General features: G+C 67.1%; 19 protein-coding genes. 10 read left to right on the top strand and 9 right to left on the bottom strand.

All coding sequences use genetic code 11. The features are described 5' to 3' along the window. Nucleotides 1-13: 13 nt before the first annotated feature. Entirely contained in the window at nt 14-661 is a 648-nt protein-coding gene (locus tag ABZV44_RS35235; protein ID WP_354846173.1) for a response regulator transcription factor, read from the bottom strand. A 254-nt stretch (nt 662-915) separates the two neighbouring features. Here ABZV44_RS35235 and ABZV44_RS35240 point away from each other — a divergent pair, with 254 nt between their 5' ends. Both ABZV44_RS35240 and uvrA read left to right on the top strand, forming a co-directional pair. Then, a complete protein-coding gene (locus tag ABZV44_RS35240; protein WP_354846176.1) occupies nt 916-1,743 on the top strand; it encodes a sigma 54 modulation/S30EA ribosomal C-terminal domain-containing protein in 828 nt (275 codons plus the stop codon). 123 nt (nt 1,744-1,866) lie between these two features. After that, nucleotides 1,867-4,866 (top strand): excinuclease ABC subunit UvrA, encoded by a 3,000-nt coding sequence (uvrA, locus tag ABZV44_RS35245; protein ID WP_354846179.1) that lies wholly within the window; start codon nt 1,867-1,869, stop codon nt 4,864-4,866. A gap of 147 nt (nt 4,867-5,013) precedes the next feature. Here uvrA and ABZV44_RS35250 read toward each other — a convergent pair whose 3' ends face one another. From ABZV44_RS35250 to ABZV44_RS35265, 4 genes are all read right to left on the bottom strand, one after another. Beyond that, complete coding sequence (locus tag ABZV44_RS35250) at nt 5,014-6,936, bottom strand: ATP-binding cassette domain-containing protein (RefSeq protein ID WP_354846182.1); 1,923 nt, start codon at nt 6,934-6,936, stop codon at nt 5,014-5,016. A 36-nt stretch (nt 6,937-6,972) separates the two neighbouring features. Beyond that, nucleotides 6,973-8,139, bottom strand: a complete 1,167-nt coding sequence (locus ABZV44_RS35255) for a 3-oxoacyl-[acyl-carrier-protein] synthase III C-terminal domain-containing protein (RefSeq protein WP_354846234.1) — start codon at nt 8,137-8,139, stop codon at nt 6,973-6,975. Between the two features lie 137 nt (nt 8,140-8,276). Beyond that, on the bottom strand, nt 8,277-9,686 hold the full coding sequence (locus ABZV44_RS35260) for a fatty acid desaturase (RefSeq protein ID WP_354846237.1): 1,410 nt from the start codon (nt 9,684-9,686) through the stop codon (nt 8,277-8,279). A 349-nt stretch (nt 9,687-10,035) separates the two neighbouring features. Further along, a complete protein-coding gene (locus ABZV44_RS35265) occupies nt 10,036-10,866 on the bottom strand; it encodes an LppX_LprAFG lipoprotein (RefSeq protein WP_354846185.1) in 831 nt (276 codons plus the stop codon). Between the two features lie 65 nt (nt 10,867-10,931). Here ABZV44_RS35265 and ABZV44_RS35270 point away from each other — a divergent pair, with 65 nt between their 5' ends. Continuing rightward, nucleotides 10,932-11,165 (top strand): hypothetical protein, encoded by a 234-nt coding sequence (locus tag ABZV44_RS35270; RefSeq protein ID WP_354846188.1) that lies wholly within the window; start codon nt 10,932-10,934, stop codon nt 11,163-11,165. Between the two features lie 32 nt (nt 11,166-11,197). Here ABZV44_RS35270 and ABZV44_RS35275 read toward each other — a convergent pair whose 3' ends face one another. After that, nucleotides 11,198-11,899, bottom strand: coding sequence for an alpha/beta hydrolase (locus ABZV44_RS35275; RefSeq protein WP_354846191.1), 702 nt, complete (start codon nt 11,897-11,899; stop codon nt 11,198-11,200). Between the two features lie 127 nt (nt 11,900-12,026). Between ABZV44_RS35275 and ABZV44_RS35280 the strand changes: the two genes are divergently transcribed. Both ABZV44_RS35280 and ABZV44_RS35285 read left to right on the top strand, forming a co-directional pair. Then, nucleotides 12,027-12,863, top strand: coding sequence for a class I SAM-dependent methyltransferase (locus tag ABZV44_RS35280; RefSeq protein WP_354846193.1), 837 nt, complete (start codon nt 12,027-12,029; stop codon nt 12,861-12,863). 6 nt (nt 12,864-12,869) lie between these two features. Then, nucleotides 12,870-13,484 carry a TetR/AcrR family transcriptional regulator gene (locus tag ABZV44_RS35285; protein ID WP_354846196.1) on the top strand — a complete coding sequence of 205 codons (615 nt, stop codon included), beginning with the start codon at nt 12,870-12,872 and terminating at the stop codon, nt 13,482-13,484. A gap of 228 nt (nt 13,485-13,712) precedes the next feature. Here ABZV44_RS35285 and ABZV44_RS35290 read toward each other — a convergent pair whose 3' ends face one another. Further along, nucleotides 13,713-14,081 (bottom strand): DUF1844 domain-containing protein, encoded by a 369-nt coding sequence (locus ABZV44_RS35290; protein ID WP_354846240.1) that lies wholly within the window; start codon nt 14,079-14,081, stop codon nt 13,713-13,715. A gap of 330 nt (nt 14,082-14,411) precedes the next feature. Here ABZV44_RS35290 and infC point away from each other — a divergent pair, with 330 nt between their 5' ends. The 4 genes from infC (at nt 14,412) to ABZV44_RS35310 (ending at nt 16,686) form a co-directional block, all read left to right on the top strand. Further along, nucleotides 14,412-15,098, top strand: coding sequence for a translation initiation factor IF-3 (gene infC, locus ABZV44_RS35295; RefSeq protein ID WP_354846243.1), 687 nt, complete (start codon nt 14,412-14,414; stop codon nt 15,096-15,098). A gap of 60 nt (nt 15,099-15,158) precedes the next feature. Next, nucleotides 15,159-15,353: a 50S ribosomal protein L35 gene (gene rpmI / locus ABZV44_RS35300; protein WP_040856904.1), complete on the top strand. Its 195-nt coding sequence runs from the start codon at nt 15,159-15,161 to the stop codon at nt 15,351-15,353. A 117-nt stretch (nt 15,354-15,470) separates the two neighbouring features. After that, a complete protein-coding gene (gene rplT / locus ABZV44_RS35305) occupies nt 15,471-15,851 on the top strand; it encodes a 50S ribosomal protein L20 (RefSeq protein WP_354846199.1) in 381 nt (126 codons plus the stop codon). A 10-nt stretch (nt 15,852-15,861) separates the two neighbouring features. After that, nucleotides 15,862-16,686, top strand: coding sequence for an RNA methyltransferase (locus tag ABZV44_RS35310; RefSeq protein ID WP_354846202.1), 825 nt, complete (start codon nt 15,862-15,864; stop codon nt 16,684-16,686). A 71-nt stretch (nt 16,687-16,757) separates the two neighbouring features. Here the strand turns inward: ABZV44_RS35310 and ABZV44_RS35315 are convergent, their stop codons facing one another. Then, entirely contained in the window at nt 16,758-17,333 is a 576-nt protein-coding gene (locus tag ABZV44_RS35315; RefSeq protein ID WP_354846204.1) for a TetR/AcrR family transcriptional regulator, read from the bottom strand. A gap of 102 nt (nt 17,334-17,435) precedes the next feature. On the opposite strand from ABZV44_RS35315, the gene ABZV44_RS35320 reads away from it, so the two are divergent. After that, nucleotides 17,436-18,890 (top strand): MFS transporter, encoded by a 1,455-nt coding sequence (locus ABZV44_RS35320; RefSeq protein ID WP_354846207.1) that lies wholly within the window; start codon nt 17,436-17,438, stop codon nt 18,888-18,890. Nucleotides 18,891-19,033: 143 nt separating this feature from the next. Here the strand turns inward: ABZV44_RS35320 and ABZV44_RS35325 are convergent. Beyond that, nucleotides 19,034-19,245: hypothetical protein (locus ABZV44_RS35325; RefSeq protein WP_354846210.1), on the bottom strand; the 212-nt coding region annotated here is incomplete at its 5' end.

Genomic DNA, 19,245 nt, shown 5'->3' on the forward strand with positions numbered 1-19,245 from the left:
TGCCGAGAGGTTGTCATGCCGAACGTGACTGTCCCGTACGCAATTTCGAGGCCAGCACGGCGGCCTGGGTGCGGCGTTCCATACCGAGTTTGGCCAGCAGCCGGGACACGTAGTTCTTGACGGTCTTCTCCGCCAGGAACATCCGTTCCGCGATCTGCCGGTTGGTGAGGCCGTCGCCGAGCAGATCCAGCAGCTTGCGCTCCTGATCGGTCAAACCGGCCAGCGGGCCGTCGAATTCGGTGCTGCGCCGCAGCCGTGCCATGAGCGCCGCGGCCGCGCGATTGTCCAGCAGCGAACGGCCCGCGCCCACCTCCTTGATGGCCTTGGCCAGCTCCATGCCCTTGATGTCCTTGACCACGTAGCCGCTGGCGCCGGCCAGGATGGCGTCCATCATGGCCTGTTCGTCGGTGTAGGAGGTGAGGATCAGGCAGCGCAGGTCGTCGATGTCGGCGAGCAGGTCGCGGCACAGTTCGATGCCGTTGCCGTCGGGCAGGCGGACGTCCAGCACCGCCACGTCGGGGCGCAGCGCCGGGATCCGGGCCAGCGCCTGGGCGACGTCACCCGCCTCGCCGACGACGGTCAGTTCGGGATCCTCCTCCAGCAGGTCGGTCAGACCGCGGCGGACGATCTCGTGATCGTCGACCAGGAAGACTTTGATCACGACGGCCTCCAAGCTCGGGTCGCGGGCGCGCGAAACGGTAGTGGCAAACGTATCTCGCGGGAAGATGCCCGGATACCGCCGAAGGTCCCTAATTTCCGGTGCCCGAACCGTCCGGAAATTTGTCCGGTTATTTTTGTCGGAGAATTTTCCCCGAAAGTGGTCTGGTTCGGGACTTTCGGCACTGTCGAGGGTGACTTGGGTGTGTTGCCATGGAGACGGGTTGCCGGGTCGGAACAGGGAGAGCGGGGTCGGCGATGGGCGCATTCGATGTGTGGTCGAATGGAATCGATCCGGATTTCGTAGTGACGACGCACGGGCCCGTCCCGGCGGGGGAGGTGACCCGGGTGGTGCGCGGATTGGGCAGGATCCTGCGCCGGCACGGGGTCGCAGGGCCGGTGCGGGCACGTCTGCGCTGGCCTGCCGCCGAGGACCAGGCGACGCTGGTGCAGGCGGGTGTCCGGACGCAGGGGAAGGCATTCCGGGTGCAGGTCGCCGGGCCGGGCCGGTTCGCGTCCACCTTCGCGCTGGAGCGGCTGGATCTGCGGCTGGGCTGCCCGCCGGACGAATTGTCCAGGCCCTGGCCGGATCCCGCGCGGCCGTCGCTGTCCGCGGTGACCGAGCCACGACCGATCGTGCGGCGCAAGGATTGTCGGCTGCAGGTGGCCACACCCGCGGCGGCGGCGCGGGTGCTCGATGCCATGGATTACGACGCGCACCTGTTCATCGATGCCGAGACCGGATCCGAGGCGGTGGTCTGCTGGACCGGTCCGCTCGGGGTGCGGACCCTGGGCCGGATGCGCGACGGCGTGCCGGTCCTGCTCGAAGACGACGCGGTGGCCCGGCTGTGCCTGGGCGGGCTGCCCTATTTGTTCTTCACCGATGCCGATACGCGCCGTGGCCGGCTGCTGTATCGGCGCTTCGACGGCGATCTCGCGCTGGTCACCGAGGTCGGCGCCGAGGACCGCTCGCGCGATCGGGACCGGGATCGGGTCCTGCAGCCGCGGGCCATCACGGGCTGTGTCCGCCGGGCGCTGCCCGGTGTGGCGGGCGTCACGGCCGTGCGGGCCGATCGGCGGGTCTAGTCACATCTCGCAATAAACACACTGTGACCAGCGTTTCAGCACGCGTAGCCAAACTTGTCGGTGGGTGCCCCTAGCATGGCGTCGGGGGTATGTCTGGATGCTGAAACGTTGGAAGGATGGCCAGTGGCGGATCGCCTGACGGTGCGCGGAGCGCGGGAGCACAACCTCAAAGGGGTCGACCTCGACCTACCTCGCGACAGTCTCATCGTTTTCACTGGTCTGTCCGGGTCCGGAAAGTCCTCGCTCGCCTTCGACACGATTTTCGCCGAGGGCCAGCGGCGGTACGTGGAATCACTGTCGGCGTATGCCCGGCAGTTCCTCGGCCAGATGGACAAGCCGGATGTCGATTTCATCGAGGGCCTGTCCCCGGCGGTGTCCATCGACCAGAAGTCGACCAACCGCAATCCGCGGTCCACGGTCGGCACCATCACCGAGGTCTACGACTATCTGCGTCTGCTGTTCGCGCGCGCGGGCACCCCGCACTGCCCGGTCTGTGGTCATCTGATCGCCAAGCAGACCCCGCAGCAGATCGTGGATCAGGTGCTGGCCATGGAGGAGGGCACCAAGTTCCAGGTGCTCGCGCCCGTGGTGCGCACCCGCAAGGGCGAATTCGTGGACCTGTTCGAGTCGCTGAACTCGCAGGGCTACTCGCGGGTCCGGGTCGACGGCGTGGTGCATCCGCTGACCGATCCGCCGAAGCTGAAGAAGCAGGAGAAGCACGATGTCGAGGTGGTCGTGGACCGCCTCGCCGTGAAGCCGAGTTCCAAACAGCGCCTGACCGATTCGATCGAGACCGCGCTGCGGCTGGCCGACGGCATCGTGGTGCTGGACTTCGTCGATCGCGACGAGCACGCCCACGATCGGGAGCGGCGCTTCTCCGAACGGCTGGCCTGCCCGAACGGGCACCCGCTCGATATCGAGGATCTGGAACCGCGGTCGTTCTCCTTCAACTCGCCCTACGGCGCCTGCCCGGATTGCACGGGCCTGGGTATCCGCAAGGAAGTCGATCCGGATCTGGTTGTGCCGGACCCGGATCTGAGCCTCAATGACGGCGCGATCGCGCCCTGGTCGCGCGGGCAGACCGCCGAATACTTCACCCGACTGCTGTCGGGCCTGGCCGAGGCGATCGGCTTCTCCATGGACACGCCGTGGAATCAGTTGCCGCTCAAGGCCCGCAAGGCGGTGCTGGAGGGCAGCTCCGAGCAGGTGCACGTCTCCTACACCAACCGCTACGGTCGCAAGCGTTCGTACTACGCCGATTTCGAGGGCGTGATGCCGTTCCTGCAGCGGCGCATGGACGCCACCGAATCGGAGGCGATGAAGGAGCACTACGACGGGTACATGCGGGACATCCCGTGCCCCGTCTGCAATGGCGCGCGACTGCGGCCCGAGATTCTGGCGGTCACGCTGTCGGCGGGCCTGGAGCGCAAATCCATTGCGGACCTGTCGGATCTGTCCATCGGTGATGCCGCGAAGTTCCTGAACACCTTGACCCTCGATGATCGCCAGGCGGCGATCGCGGCGCAGGTGATCAAGGAGATCCAGGCGCGCCTGGGCTTCCTGCTGGATGTCGGCCTGCAATACCTGACGCTCTCGCGCGCCGCCGCCACGCTGTCAGGCGGTGAGGCGCAGCGCATTCGCCTGGCCACCCAGATCGGGTCCGGGCTGGTGGGTGTGCTCTATGTGCTGGACGAACCGTCCATCGGCCTGCACCAGCGCGACAATCGCCGGCTCATCGAAACCCTCACGCGACTGAAGAATCTCGGCAATACGCTCATCGTGGTCGAGCACGACGAGGACACCATTCACGCCTCGGACTGGGTGGTCGACATCGGCCCGATGGCCGGTGAGCACGGCGGTCAGGTGGTGTACTCGGGCCCGTACGAGGGGCTGCTGAAGGACAAGGGATCGCTCACGGGCGCTTACCTTTCCGGCCGCGAGCAGATCGAGGTGCCGCTGGTGCGGCGGCCCGTCGACAAGCGCAAGCAGCTCACGGTGGTCGGCGCGGTCGAGCACAACCTGCAGAACATCGACGTGAATTTCCCGCTGGGCGTGCTGACGTCGATCACCGGCGTGTCGGGTTCGGGTAAGTCGACGCTGGTCAACGACATTCTGGCGACCGTGCTCCAGAACAAGCTGAACGGCGCGCGCCAGGTTCCGGGTCGCCACACCCGGGTCAACGGCCTGGATCACCTGGACAAGCTGGTGCAGGTCGACCAGTCGCCGATCGGCCGTACGCCGCGCTCGAATCCGGCTACCTACACGGGCGTTTTCGACAAGATCCGTACCCTGTTCGCGGCCACCACCGAGGCCAAGGTGCGTGGCTACCAGCCGGGCCGGTTCTCCTTCAATGTGAAGGGCGGCCGCTGCGAGGCATGTTCGGGTGACGGCACCTTGAAGATCGAAATGAACTTCCTCCCGGACGTTTACGTCCCCTGCGAGGTCTGCCACGGTGCGCGCTACAACCGCGAGACCCTCGAGGTGCACTACAAGGGCAAGACCATCGCCGAGGTCCTCGATATGCCGATCGAGGAGGCGGCGGAGTTCTTCGAGCCGGTGACCTCCATCCACCGCTACCTGAAGACCCTGGTGGACGTCGGCCTCGGCTACGTCCGCCTCGGCCAGTCCGCCCCCACGCTCTCCGGCGGTGAGGCGCAGCGCGTGAAGCTGGCCGCCGAACTCCAGAAGCGTTCCACGGGCCGCACCATCTACATCCTCGACGAGCCCACCACCGGCCTGCACTTCGAGGACATCCGCAAGCTCCTGGCGGTCATCAACGGCCTGGTCGACAAGGGCAATACGGTCATCGTCATCGAGCACAACCTCGACGTCATCAAGACCTCCGACTGGGTCCTCGACATGGGCCCCGAGGGTGGCTCCGGCGGCGGCTTGGTCATCGCCCAGGGCACCCCGGAGGACATTTCCGAAGTCCCGGAAAGCTACACCGGCCAGTTCCTGAAGCACGTCCTCGCCGCCCAGCCCGCCTCCCTGGTCGAAACCACGCCGGCAAAGAAGGCAGCGAAGAAGGCTCCGGCCAAGAAGGCGGCCCCCAAGACGGATGCCCAGGCCACCGCCGCCAAGAAGGCAGCCGCCGCCCGCCGCAAGGCTGCCGCCCTCCGATGATGCCGACAGACGGCGGCACGGTCGCCGGGATGACCACTCTGCCCCGCGGCTATCGCGTCACCGTCGCGGCCGAAGTGGAGATAGACGGCTGACCGTAGACGAAAAGGCCCCGCACCGGAATCGGTGCGGGGCCTTCGTATTTCGTGCCTACTCGGCGGCCGCCAGGGGCGGGGTGAGTTCCTTGACCTCGGCGATGCGGCCGAAGTCGAGTTTCACGATCTGGTCGGCGCAGTCGAAGTAGCGGTCGTCGTGGGTGATCACGATGACGGTCTTGCCGCGTTCCTTGAGCTTCACCAGGATTTCCCGGTAGAAGACGTCGCGGAATTTCGGCTCCTGGTCCGCGGCCCACTCGTCGAACATGTAGATCGGGCGATCCTCGAGCAGAGCGGTCAAGAGCGCCAGGCGCTTTCGCTGCCCCTGGGACAGCGCGATCGTCGACAGCCGGCCGTTCTCCACGGTGACCTTGTGGTCGATCTGGAGTTCCTTCAGGTACTTGCGGACCTCGTCGTCGACGCCTTCGTCGAAGCCCAGATAGTCCTCGAACAGGTGGAAGTCGGTGAAGACCGCCGACGAGTTCTGCCGGAACCACTCGATGTTCTCGTGGTCGATCGCCTCGCCATTGAGCGACAGGTGGCCGTGCTGCGGGACGTACAGGCCCGTGATCAGTTTGGCCAGTGTCGATTTGCCGCTGCCGTTGCCGCCCACGATGAAGCTGATCTGACCGGGTGAGAAGGTCAGGTCCAGCGGTCCGAGGTGGAAGCCGGACCCGTCGGCCTGCGGCGGCGCCATGGGCGCGCCCATCGGGACGGGGTGGCCGCCGTGGTCGACGAACCGGTGGCCGTTGACATCCGGCCGGTCGGTGCCGCGCGGGCCGTGGCCGGGCGGCGGGCCGCCGGGCCGCCCACCCGGATGCGGGCCGGGGCGTCCGCCCACGGGCGCACCGGGTGCGCCCGGCCGCCCACCGCCGCCCGGGTGCGGCCGCGCACCGCCACCCGGGTGGGCTCCGGTGCCGGGCGGCGGACCACCCGGCACGGGCGGGAAGGCCGGCGGCGCCTCGCTCAGGTAGTTGTAGCTGACGTCGTTGAGTTCCAGCCGCGCTGCCGTGGCGGCGGGACGCTCGGTGTAGGGCAGCGTGGATTCGTCGTGCGCGGTCTGGATGGACAGGTTCAGCGAGCGAATCTTGGCCAGTGCCACGTCACCGCGCAGCAGGTCGGGAATGCGGTGCATGAAGTTCTGCATGGGCATCGAGAGGAACGTGGTGACCAGGACGTAGCCGACCATGACGTTCTGCGGCAGGTCCAGGGCCCGCGCCAGGCCGAACAGGATCAGGGCCATGGTGCCCAGCTGCAGCAGCTGGCCGAAACCCTGGGCGAAGGTGAACTTCGAGCCGGCGTCGACGTTCTGCACCCGCAGCTTCTCGGCGGAGCCGAGCAGTTGCCGATCCATGAAGTCGCGCCGCCGCCCGCGGTGCAGCTTGAGCTCCTTGATGCCCAGCGACACCTCCTGGAAGGACCGCAGCAGGCCGTCCTCGTTCTCGCGGGCGGCCTGGTACAGGTGCCGCACCTTCTTGAGAACCGTTTCGACACAGGCGATTCCGAGCAGGGTACCCGCGACGGTGGTGGCGAAGATCGGGCCGGACACGATCGCGAGGAACACGAAGCAGCCGATGATGGTCGCCAGGTCGATGCAGATGCTCGGAATGGCCGTGACCGCCTGCGACAGTGACCGCACATCCTCGGTCAGGGTCGCGATGAGGCGGTGCTGCCCGAGCCGCTCGAGGTGTTCGAGCGGCGCGGACACGATGCGGGCGCTCAGGTCCGCGCGCAGGCGGTAGATGGCCTCCTGCGCGAGCCGGATCAGCAGCACCTGCGAGATCACGCCGCTGATCAGGATGATCAGCGCGGTCGCGACGAACGCCTGGACCGTGACGCCCGGATGCGGTTCCGGTGACACCACTCCCCGAATCAATGTCACCAGGTAGGTATTGGCCGCACCGCAGACCAGACCGGAGGCGATGACGCCGGCGATCCGCATCCACGAGATGGAGATGAGGAATCTGATGAGTTGCATGGCTGCTGGGCTCTCTGGACGGAAACTATGCCCGGATCAGGGGCGGATGATGTCGAAGACGACACCCTCGAGGGTGACGCCGGGCGCGAACGAGAACGCCACCCCGGTCGAGATGGGCTGCGTGGCCTGCTGTGCGATCATCTGCTCGAGCACGAAGATCAGCGAGACGCTGAGCATGTTGCCGTACTCGGCGAGCACGTCCCAGCTGGTCGCCGCCTGCTCGGAGCCGAGGCCGAGCGAGCGCACGGACTCCTCGATGATCTTCGGGCCACCCGGGTGGATCGCCCACAGGTCGATGTCGGACTTGGTCATGCCATTGCGTGCCAGCACGCCGGTCACCACCGGGTCCACGCCGCGCAGAATGTACTGCGGCAGGTTCTCCGACAGCTCGCAGGTGATGCCATTGTCGTTGACGCCCAGGACGATTCCGTCCTCCGCGTCGTCGAACAGGTAGCTGAAGCTGTCGCGGATGACCACCGCGCCGGCCGGCAGCGGCTGGTGCGGCTGGCTGGCCCCGATGACCACCGCGCCGCAGCCGTCTCCGAAGAGGCTGTGGATGATGACATCGTTGATATTGTCGTCGAACACGGCGTTCACCGAGCTCAGTTCGATGCAGATGACCAGCGCCTTCTTGTCCGGGTGCGCCCGGACGTAGTCCACCGCGGCGCGCACCGAGTTCATGGCCGCGGCGCAGCCCATGAAGTTCACGATGACGCGGTTGACGGCGGGGGACAGGCCCAGCTGCTTGACCACGGCCACGTCCACGCCGGGTGCGATGAAGCCGGTGCTGGTCGCGAAGACCAGCATGCCGATCTCCGACGCCCGGTCCTCCAGGTGCGCGGTGGCGCGTCCGGCCACATCCACGGCCAGCGGCACCGCGTGCTCGTAGAAGGTGTTCATGCGGTCCCGGATAGTGCCGACTTCCTTGCTGTAGGACAGGAATTCGGGGTCGATCGGGTCGACCGCGAGGTGGCGGGTGGTGATGCGGGTCTTCTGATAGATCCGCGGAATCCGGGCCTGCTGCGCCGGATCGCTGAACAGTCCGGCCACCTGGGCGGCGGCGTCGGCCTGCGAGAAGATCTGGTTCGGCGAACCGGTCGCGATGGATTCGATGACGCCGACGGTGGTCGGCGGGGTCGGCGGCAGCGATGCGGGTGCGAAGCCTTCCCGGTGTAGGAAGGCCGAGCCGGGCTCGCCCCCCACGAGCCGGGTCGCCGCCGCCGAGGGGCGGGCGCCCCCTTCATCGATGGTGATTGACACGAAATTCTCCCCTCGTTTCGATATGACGACCCGCGGTGCGGCCGGCGCATGTACGGACGCACCGCGGTAGTGGAATCGGTTCAGACGGTTCCGATTCCGGTGAAGCCCTGAACCGTGTAGACGGCGCAGGTCTTCAGGGCAAGTGGTGAGAAGTGCTCCTTGACGAACCCCCACTTGCGCTCCACCGCGTCGTCGGACGGCGCGAGAATGTAGGTGCGGATCTGCTTGGGGAAGCGGTCGGTGAAGAAACTCTTGGCCGGCAGCCACTCCACCCCGAACTTCGCGGACTCCTCGCGCAGCACGTCCTCGGTCGCGATGTTCGCGAAACCACTGCGCTGGTAGGGCAGGACGTGATGCACCCGGTGCGAGCTCAGGCCCGCGGACAGGAAGCAGTCGACGTAGCGGTTGCCGACCACCTTGAGGTCGTAGGCCTGCTCGATCTGGTTGACGCCCCAGTCCTCGGAGTTCGACTCGATCTCCTCGGTCTCCAGCTCGAAGTCGTGGCTGGCCACCACCAGGAAGGTGGAGATCCACAGCGTGATCACGAATTGCAGTGCCCAGGCCCAGAAGTCGCCCATCACGGTGAAGACGATCAGCTCGCCCAGCAGCAGGAAGCGCACGCCGAAGGAACCGATGAAGTGCGGCAGCGCACCGCCCCAGGTGCCGTACATGTCCTTGATGCCCACCTTGCGGGTGAGGCGGCAGACGTCGAGCAGGCGGATGGTCATGCCGGTGATGGTGTGACCGAACTTGTGCAGGGTGTGGATCGGCACCCGGTACAGCCGCGGGACCCGCATCATCATGGTGAAGACGTTCTTCTTGATGTCGACTTCACTCTGGGTGTGCGGGTGGTGCAGCAGCGCGTGGCCGTCCGCGGTCACGAAAGCCAGTGCGACGTAATTGAAGTCGAAGGCATTCGTGTAGATCTTGTTCATGCCCTTCTGGGCGCGGTGGATGGCGTAGTGCCCGAAGCCGGCCAGCGAGCTGCGCAGCAGCACCATGGCGATCACGAACACCGGCAGCGGCATCCAGCTGCGCTCGAACAGCCGCAGGCCCTGCACCGCGAAGTACAGCACCGCCAGCGTGGCCACCACGATATTGAAGTAGGTGTCCATGCGCCGGATGCGGGCGGCCAGCTCGGGTTCCTTGAGCCGGGCCTTCACCTGGTGGAGCAGGTCGTCCTTGTTGTCGAAGGTGAACTTCGGGGTGTCGCGCCAGCTGTCGAAGCCCTCGTTGAAGAGGAAGGCGGGCGCGTTGGCCTTGGGGTGGATGTCCTCCGGCAGGGCGTCGCGATCCAGCGCGTACTTCTTCAGGATGCGGCCGATGGCCTCCGGATTCTTGTGGTACGAACCGACGATCGAGGTGATGTCGCGATTCTTGGTCCGGCCGATGAAGAACTCGCCGCCCGGATGCTTGGAAATCCAGTCGCTGAGGTCGTAGGCTTTGCCGTTGTAGACCCAGACATTCGATACCGGCGGTGGGCCGTCCATCGGGGGCCGGCGGAACTCCCCTTCGGGTTCCTGGCGTTCGATCGTCGCTTCGGCTTCCGGGCGTTCGATCGTCATTTCATCCCTCCACACGCAGGCACGACGTTTGAACTTTCGGACGAAATCGTCGCTGCCGCGCCTTGCATTTCACTGAACAATCTCTTAAGCGTGCAGCCGAGATAGCTGCGGACTAACCAGCTCGCGGGGCGAGCCGGAATTCGTTGTAGGCGATCGCACTTCGGGCGGTGTGCCGAAATGCGAAAGCCGGTCCGGGGAGGGCGGACGACAGGCGTTGCCGCCGTTGCTTTTTCCCCGAACCGGCTCCGAACTCACATGACAGGGATGTGCGCGATCAGCTGCCGGGCTTGGTGACGTGGACCGGCTTCGCCCAGTCGGACAGGGTAACCGTGACGGTGCCCGTGTCCTTGGTGACCACGGCGCGCACCAGGTTGGGACCGGTACCCGGCGAGGCGGCCGTGGACGGCAGCGTGGTGCCGGCACCGCTCGGCGGAGCGACGTCCTTGATGTACAGGGTGATGGGGAAGGTGCCGCCGTCCTTGCCGATCTGCGGCACGACCGGGTCGAACACCGAGGCGTCGATGGTGCCGCTCACCTTCACGGTGTCGACGCCGTCGATCTTCTCGCGGCTCTCGGCCTTCGCGTTCTTCACCTGCGCAATGACATTGGCGAGGCCCTTGTCCTTGTCCAGGAGGACGCCCGGATCATAGATCTTCTCGGCGGGGCCGACGGGGGAGTACTTGCTGCCGTCGCCGGTGTAGAGGGTCTTGTCGACGACCATGAACTTGGTGTCGGTGAAGTCGGCGTCCTGCTTGACCTTGACCTTGGCCTCACCGATGGCCTGACCCTGGCCCTGCGGCTGGTTGGTGACGTCGGCCTTGAGGCTCTCGACCGGGAGGGTCGGAAGGTTCTGGACATTCATGACCACGTGCACCGACTGCAGGGTCTGGGTGGTCTTGGCGGATTCGGCGACGATCTGCGCGCCGTCGGGCAGCTGCGACGGCGGGGCCGCCTGCGAGGTGGAGGCCTTGCTGTCCGAGCTGGAGGACGAGGAGCAGCCCGACACCAGCGCGGCGGCCGCCGCGGCGGCGATCATGATCGGGAGGACGCTGCGCCGGACGCGGCGGCCAGCGGTGCGCTTGCCTTGGGACATCAGTTCATTCATGTACAACCCCCGAAGATTCCGTTCGATCTCGTTGTGAGGACAGCCTTGCCGCTGCCCGTCGTAGTATGCAGGACTTCGCCCGCGTCCGTGTCGAACGAGGCGATACTCCGGCATCCAACCAGCACCACCTGTGTGACGCCAAAGCTTTGGATCAGCCGGCCGCGCAGGCGATTGCCCTGCAACCCAGTATTTCCCACGTGGCGGCGAGCGTTAACAGCGTCGCTGAGCCGGCGGCAAGCCGTGCGACCGCTGATGTGGGCGCAGTTCTGTCGCTGGATATTAGCCGGATTGGTTCCTGAAATTTCGGCTGATCGTTGAAATTTCAGCGGAATCAGTGCTGTGCGGTCTCGTGGATCAGCTCGGCGAGTTCCTCCGGTTTCGACCACATCGGCCAGTGTCCGGTCGGCAGGTCCACGTACTCCGCGTCGATGTTCCGCAGCTCGCGGAACAGCGGCGGCTCCCCGGCGTCGCGGAGCTGCTGGACCAGCTCCGAGGGGAAGCTGCAGCAGATCACGGTGGTCGGAACCTTCAGTCGCGCAGCCGAATCGCCGAGCGTCACCGGGCGGCCCGCCACGCCGGCCGGGACCGGCACCGCCCGCTCCCGGAAGCGGGCCAGCATCGCCTCGTCCAATCCGGCCAGGCTGTTCCCCATGGCCTCCACCTCGGCCCAGGTGTCCGGCAGCGGAAACTCCGCCGCGTCCCCGAGGGCCGGGTTGAGCACGAACCCGTCCGGCATGGGTGCGCTGTCGGCGTACACGACGCGCGAAAACAGTTCCGGCGCTAGATCTGTCGCCATGTACGCGACCGCACCGGCGCCCGAATGGGCCACCAGTACATCGCCCTCGCGGCCGGCCGCGACGATCGCGTGCGCCTGTGTCTCCAGGGTTGCCGACAATCGCTCCGGATCCGCCGGATCCAGACCCGGCAGGGTCAGCGCCTCGACCTCGTCCCCGAGTGACCGCAACTGCCCGGCCACTTCCTCCCACGCCCATGCGCCCAGCCAGAAGCCGGGAACCAGCAGTATCCGTGCCATGTCCTGAGGATTGCACAGCCCACCGACAGTCGAAACCCCATGTCTCCTGGGGGCTCTTGACCCGAGCGACGGGTGAGGCGCATTATGAACGTACGTTCATGAACCAGCGTTCATATAGGAGTCGATCATGACCGAGATCGTCAATACCGCTCAGTCCGATGCCTGGAACGGCTACGAGGGCGAACACTGGGCGGGCAACCACGACCGCTACGACGCGGTGAACCACGGCTTCAACGAACCCCTGCTGACCGCCGCCCGCATCTCCGCCGGTGACCACGTCCTCGACATCGGTTGCGGCAACGGTCAATTGACCCGCGCCGCGGCCCGCCGCGCCGGCACGGGATCCGCCACCGGCATCGACCTCTCCGGTCCGATGCTCACCCGGGCCCGCACCCTCGCGGCGGCCGAGGTCGTCCCCAATGTCACCTTCGAACGAGGCGACGCTCAGGTATTCCCCTTTCCCGGCAACGCTTTCGACGCCGCGCTGAGCCGCTTCGGCATCATGTTCTTCGCCGACCCGGTGGCTGCCTTCGTCAATATCGCCCGCGCCCTGCGCCCCGGCGGCCGCCTCGCCTTCGTCACCATGCCGCCCATGCCCGGCACCGATCTCGGCACCGTATTCGGCGCGGCCGCACAGCATCTCGCGGACTTCGAGATCACGCACACCCACGGCCCGCTCGCCGACCCCGACGCCATCCGAGGCCTTCTGACCGCCGCCGGTTTCCGCGACATCGACGTCGAATACCGTGAGGCCGAGGGTCTTTGGGGTCGCGACCTGGACGACGCCACCGACTTCATCATCGACTGGGGCCCGCTGCGCTACCACCGCTCGCTGTCCGGTTTCACCACCGATACCGAAGTCCGCGCAGCCATCTCGACCGCCCTGGCCCCCTTCGTCACCCCCGGCGGCGTCCGCCTCCGCAATGCGGCCTACCTGGTCACCGCGACCCGCCCGCTACCGTAACCACCCATGTCCCCGAGAAAGGCAGCGGCGCTGCGCGGCACCGATGACGACCGCAACCTCCGCGACCACCTCGTCACCACCGCCCAGCGCCTCCTCGCCGACCAGGGCGCACCCGGCCTCACCGTCCGCGCCATCGCCCGCGCCGCAGGCGTCGCCGACGGCGTCCTCTACAACCACTTCCCCGACAAGGACGCCCTCCTGGCCGCAGCCCTCGCCGCCCACGTCGCCGCCGCCCACGCCGCCCTGGGCCCCCTACCGGCCCCCGGCACCGCCACCGTCCAGGAGAACCTGGCGCTGTACCTACACGCCGGCCTCACCCTGCACCGTGCGGTCCTCCCGGTTTTCGCCGGCCTGCTGTCCAGCCCGTCCGTCCTGACCCGCTTCGCCGAATCCGAAGCCCGCAACGATGATTGGCGCGAACTACTGGCCCGCTACCTCCGCGCCGAACGCGACCTGTCCCGGCTCGCCCCCGCCGCCGACACCGCCGCCGCAACCGCCATCCTCGTCGGTATCTGCCACGACGCAGTCCTCACCGCAATGCTCCCCGGCACCCCGCACGCCGAAGTCGAGGTAGACGCAGTAGTCGCGACGCTCCTCGCCGGAATTGCACCCCAGCTCTGAGGCATCCAGCTGCCGCCACAGTCTCGACAGCGCTCAGCCGATGCGACGCTATTGAACTGAAGGCTTCGCGCCATAGTCGATTCGGGGAACTCGGCCCGGCGTAGCGCGGCCCCACCAAAACGGCAATTGCATTTCCACCGCTGGGTCGCGGTCGACCCAGGTTCTCGACCTACGGTCGCAGGCTACTGAGCGGGGTGGATCGGCCGCGGAATCGGCCGAGCGGTTGGCTCAGTACACCGGGCCGGTGTACTTCTCGCCCGGGCCGGCGCCGGGGGCGTCGGGGTAGGCGGAGGTTTCGCGGAAGGCGCGCTGGAGGGATTGGAGGCCTTCGCGGAGGGGGCCGGCGTGCGGGCCGAGGTATTCGACGGAGGCGGTGATCAGGCCGGCGAGGGCGGTGATGACGCGGCGGGCCTCGTCGAGGTCGAGGTGGGGGCTGGTGGCAGGATCGGCTTCGCCGAGGCCGAGCTTCTCGGCGGCGGAGCTCATCAGCATGACGGCGGCGCGGCTGATGACCTCGACGGCAGGGATGTCGGCCAGTTCGCGGACGACCTCGCCGTCGATGAGGGCCGATTCGTCGCTGGTGATTGCCTCGCTCATGCGGTAGAGCATCCCATTGTGCGGGTCGGCGCTGGTCGCGGGGGCCGTCGATTCGGAGCTCACGGCTATGAGTGTTAGACTCTTCCGCGACGACCGTCCCGGACTGGTTCCTGCAACCGACTCGGGGCATCAAGTGGAGCCCGACTCCCACCGTCGATCGGCCCTTCCGGTCAGATCAGGCGGTCCGGTCGCCCATCATTTGCTTGATGGGTTCTGTACGTGGGTTTGTCCTGCGTGTGGTGCGATGCGAGCTGTTTGCGTCGCGGATCGGTCGACTCGGGCCCCGTGGTGGTGAAATACCAGCACGGGGCTTTTGTGTTGGAATTGGGGTTGCAGTTATTGCTTGCGGTCGTTGACGAACCGCTTGACCTAGGAGGCCCCATCAGCACTGAGACCCGCATCAACGATCGCATCCGCGTTCCCGAGGTCCGACTCATCGGACCGGGTGGCGAGCAGGTTGGGATCGTGCGTGTTGAAGATGCACTACGCGTCGCTCAGGAAGCTGACCTCGACCTGGTCGAGGTCGCGCCGGATGCACGCCCGCCGGTGTGCAAGATCATGGACTACGGCAAGTTCAAGTACGAGACCGCGCAGAAGGCGCGTGAGTCCCGGAAGAACCAGGTTCAGACCGTGATCAAGGAGCAGAAGCTCCGGCCGAAGATCGATGACCACGACTACGCCACCAAGCGCGGCCATGTGATGCGCTTCCTCGAGGCCGGGTCGAAGGTCAAGGTCACCATCATGTTCCGTGGTCGCGAGCAGTCGCGTCCGGAACTCGGCTTCCGGCTCTTGCAGCGACTGGCCGCCGACGTCGCCGACCTCGGTTTCGTCGAAACTTCGGCCAAGCAGGACGGCCGGAACATGACCATGGTCCTCGCGCCCCACAAGGGTGCGAAGACGCGGGTGAAGGCCCAGCAGTCTGCGGCCCAGGGCGGCACCGTCCCGGCCGAGACCCCGGCTCCGGCCCCGGCCGAGACCGCAGCCCCGGCTGCTGAACCGGCCACCCCGCAGCAGTAATAACGAGAAGCTCCGGTGGCGTGCTGACGCGCGCCTCCGGCACGACAGATTGAGGAATCCATGCCGAAGATGAAGAGCCACAGCGGCGCCTCGAAGCGATTCAAGGTGTCGGGCAGCGGCAAGCTGCTGCGTCAGCAGGCGAACCGTCGCCACCTGCTCGAGCACAAGCCGTCCACCCGGACTCGTCGTCTGGACGGCGTGGAGGTCGTCGCGAAGGCGGACGTCGCTCGCGTCAAGAAGCTGCTCGCCAAGTAATTCGGCTGAGCCAGCCGCTCGCGATCCGTTCGCGGAACGCATCACCGACCAACCTCGGGCGCACTGACCGGGTCACGCGAAAGACCCAGCGCCCCTTATTCGATCAAGGACTGACAAGTGGCACGCGTCAAAAGGGCCGTCAACGCTCAGAAGAAGCGCCGTTCCGTTCTCGAGGCCTCCAAGGGCTACCGTGGCCAGCGGTCGCGCCTGTACCGCAAGGCCAAGGAACAGCAGCTGCACTCGCTCACCTACGCCTACCGGGACCGCCGGGCGCGCAAGGGTGACTTCCGCCAGCTGTGGATCACTCGTATCAACGCCGCCGCGCGTCTGAACGACATGACCTACAACCGCTTCATGCAGGGCCTGAAGGCCGCCGGCATCGAGGTGGACCGCAAGATCCTGGCCGAGCTCGCGGTGAACGACGCCGAGGCGTTCGCCCAGCTGGTGGCTGCCGCCAAGGCCGCGCTGCCCGCCGACGTCAACGCCCCGGCCGCCTGATTCGGCCTGCGTGACGACGCAACACTCGAAACGACCCGCGGACGTGCTCTCCGAGCACAACCCGCGGGTCGTTTCTGCGGTCAAGCTCCATCGCGCGCCGGTGCGCCGCAAGACCGGCCTGTTCCTGGCCGAGGGCGCGAATTCGGTGGAGGCCGCGCTCGATACCGGGCGGATCGAGGAGCTCTTCTACTCCTCCAGGGCCGCCGAACGCGAGCACGAGCTGGTGGCCGGCGCCGCGGCGCAACGGGTGCGGACCACGCTGGTCAGTGACCGTGCCGCGGAGATGCTGGGGGAGACCGTGACGCCGCCCGGTCTGATCGCGGTGTGCCGCCAGGTGGATGTGCCGCTGTCGCAGATCATCGACGCGTCCCCGCGCATGCTGGCCGTCCCGGTCGAGATCGCCGACCCCGGCAATGCCGGAACCCTGATCCGGGTGGCCGACGCGGTCGGCGCGGATGGGGTGGTGCTGGCCGGTGATTCGGTGGATCCGCACAACGGCAAATGCGTGCGCGCCTGTGCCGGAAGCCTTTTCCACGTTCCCGTGGCCCGCTCCCGCGATATCGATGCCACCCTCGACGCCCTCGAGCACGCCGGGATCGCCGTGCTGGCGACCACCGCCAAAGGCGAGGTCGACCTGGACGACGCCGACGAGATCCTGCGCGGCCCGGTCGCCTGGCTGTTCGGCAACGAGGCGCACGGCCTGGACAAGGCCATCGCCGCCCGTGCCACCCACCGGGTCCGGATCCCCATTCACGGACGCGCCGAAAGCCTGAATCTCGCTGCCGCGGCGGCCATTTGCCTCTATGCGAGCTCTCGGGTCCAGCACGGCAAGTGACGCCGGCCGAGTCTGACGCCATCGTCGAGGCCGACGCGGTGCCGAAACCCGGCGCGCCGGTCCGGATCTGATCAGATGCCGTCCTCGCTGAGGTTGGCGAGGATCTCGGTGGCCCACGGCGGGGTGCCGGGGTCGTCGCTATCGGTGACCTGGAGCGCGGTCAGGTCGATGAGCAGCATGCCGGTGGCGAAGAAGCGGCCGACCTCGTAGGTCGTCGCGCCGGTGAGCTCCTTGGCCAGGTTGTAGAGGCGTCCGAAGTGATCGCGGATGCTCTCGCCGATGGCCGGCTCGCTCGCCGCCGCGATGCCCTGCAGGAAGACCCTGGGCAGATCGCGGTCGGTGAGGAAATAGTCGCCGAAGTGGTTGCCGAGGGAATCGAGGCGGTCTTTGGGGGAGGCGTCCGGTGCGGCCTGGGTGGCCCCGGTGCGGAAGAGCTCCTCGATGCGCCCGCACACCTGGTCCAGCACTGCCAGGAACAGCTGCTGCTTGGTGCCGAACAGTCGGATCACATAGGGCTGCGAGACCCCCGCTCGGCGCGCGATATCGTCGGTTTTCGTTGCGGCGTAACCGGATTCAGCGAAGGCGGCGGTTGCCGCCGCGAGGACTTCCGCGCTGCGTTCGGTCGCCGTCATCCGGGTCCTGGTCATGGCTGTCGTGCCTCCTCGTCGTCGGCGATCCCGTGTGCCATTGACATGTTATCAGTCAATGCATACTCTCTAGTTATCAGTCGATAACAACAAGGATTGGTCATGGCTGAAACACTCGAAACCTCGAATCTCACCGACAAGGTCGCCGATGCCGCCCGGCAGCGGCCGCTGGCCGCGATCCTGGCAGCGGTGGGCATCCCGATGTTCATGGTCACGCTGGACAATCTCGTGGTCACCAACGCGCTGCCGGTCATCCGGACCGAACTGCACGCGTCGCTCACCGACCTGCAGTGGTTCGTGAACGCCTACACGCTGTCCTTCGCCTCGCTGCTGCTCACCGCCGCCGCGCTCGGCGACCGGATCGGCCGCCGGCGGATGTTCGTCATGGGTATCGCGCTGTTCACGGCGGCCTCGGCGGCGTGCGCGCTGGCCACCGAGCCGTGGATGCTCATCGCCGCGCGCGCGGTACAGGGCTTCGGCGGGGCGGCGGTGATGCCGCTGTCGCTGACACTGCTGTCGGCGGCGGTGCCGGAGAAGATGCGCAGTGCGGCCATCGGCATCTGGGGCGGCATCTCCGGGCTCGGCGTGGCGCTCGGACCCGTGGTCGGCGGCGCGGTCGTCGACGGACTCAGCTGGCAGTGGATCTTCTGGATCAACGTTCCGATCGGCATCGTCGCCGTTCCGCTGGCCGCCCGTATCCTGAACGAATCCTTCGGTGGCGCACGGAAATTGGATCCGGTCGGCCTGCTGCTCTCGGCGGGTGGCGTACTCGCGGTGGTCTGGGGCGTGATCCACGGCGCGGACGACGGATGGACCTCGGCCGAGGTGCTGACCGGACTGATCGGCGGCGCGGCGCTGCTGGCGGCGTTCGTGCTGTGGGAGAATCGCTCGGCCGATCCCATGCTGCCGCTGCGGCTGTTCCGGTCGCGCAGCTTCAGCGCGGTCAATACCGTGCTCTTCACCTTCTCCGTCGGCGTCTTCGGCTCGATCTTCCTGCTGGCCCAGTACTTCCAGGTGGTGCAGGGCTACACGCCGCTGCAGTCCGGTATCCGGACGCTGCCGTGGACCATGGCCCCGATGGTGGTGGCTCCGCTCGCCGGGCTGATCATCGATCGGGTGGGCGTGCGGCCGCTGATCGCCATCGGCCAGGTGTTCCTGTCGGCGGCGCTGCTGTGGATGGCGCTGATCACGACCGTCGACGTCTCCTACAGCTCCTTCGTCCTGCCCTTCGTGCTGGGCGGCATCGGCATGGGGCTGACCTTCGCGCCCACTGCCACCGCGGTCATGGCCAGCGCGGCCCCGGCCGATCAGGGCATGGCCTCCGGCACCAACAACACCATCCGTGAGGTGGGTGTCGCCATGGGTGTCGCGGTGCTGGCGTCGGTATTCGCCTCGCACGGCTCGTATCTGAGCCCGCAGGAATACGTGGACGGCCTCATCCCGGCGGTCAAGGTGGGCGCGGCCATCGTGGCGGTCGGTGCGCTGGTCGCATTGCTGCTGCCCAGTCGGCAGGCGATCGCCGAATCATCCACCGGTGCACCGGCTGCCGCTCACTGACCGGGCTGGTCTCCACGGAGGTGCCTCATGTACGAGACCCCGCTCCTGCTGCTCCCCGCGAATATTCATGCGGCAGTGGACAATATCCCCTTCGCTGGTCAGGCGGCCACACCGCTGTGGTTCCGCATCCCCGAACAACTGGTCTACATCGGCGTAGCGTTGTTCGCCACCCTCGGATCGGCGTCGACGATCCGATCCACCCCTCGAACGGCGTCTCTGGCAACCGGTGCGCCAAGGTAACGCCGGCACGAACCGCGTTGCATCTCCGGCGCACCGACCCCGTCGTGCAGCATGCCGCGCAGCCGGTCGGTGGCCTCGCCGGGCAGTGCGGCCAGGTCGGCCTCGGTGGTGGCGG

The organism is Nocardia sp. NPDC004860, from assembly GCF_040609015.1.
Taxonomy (GTDB): Bacteria; Actinomycetota; Actinomycetes; order Mycobacteriales; family Mycobacteriaceae; genus Nocardia.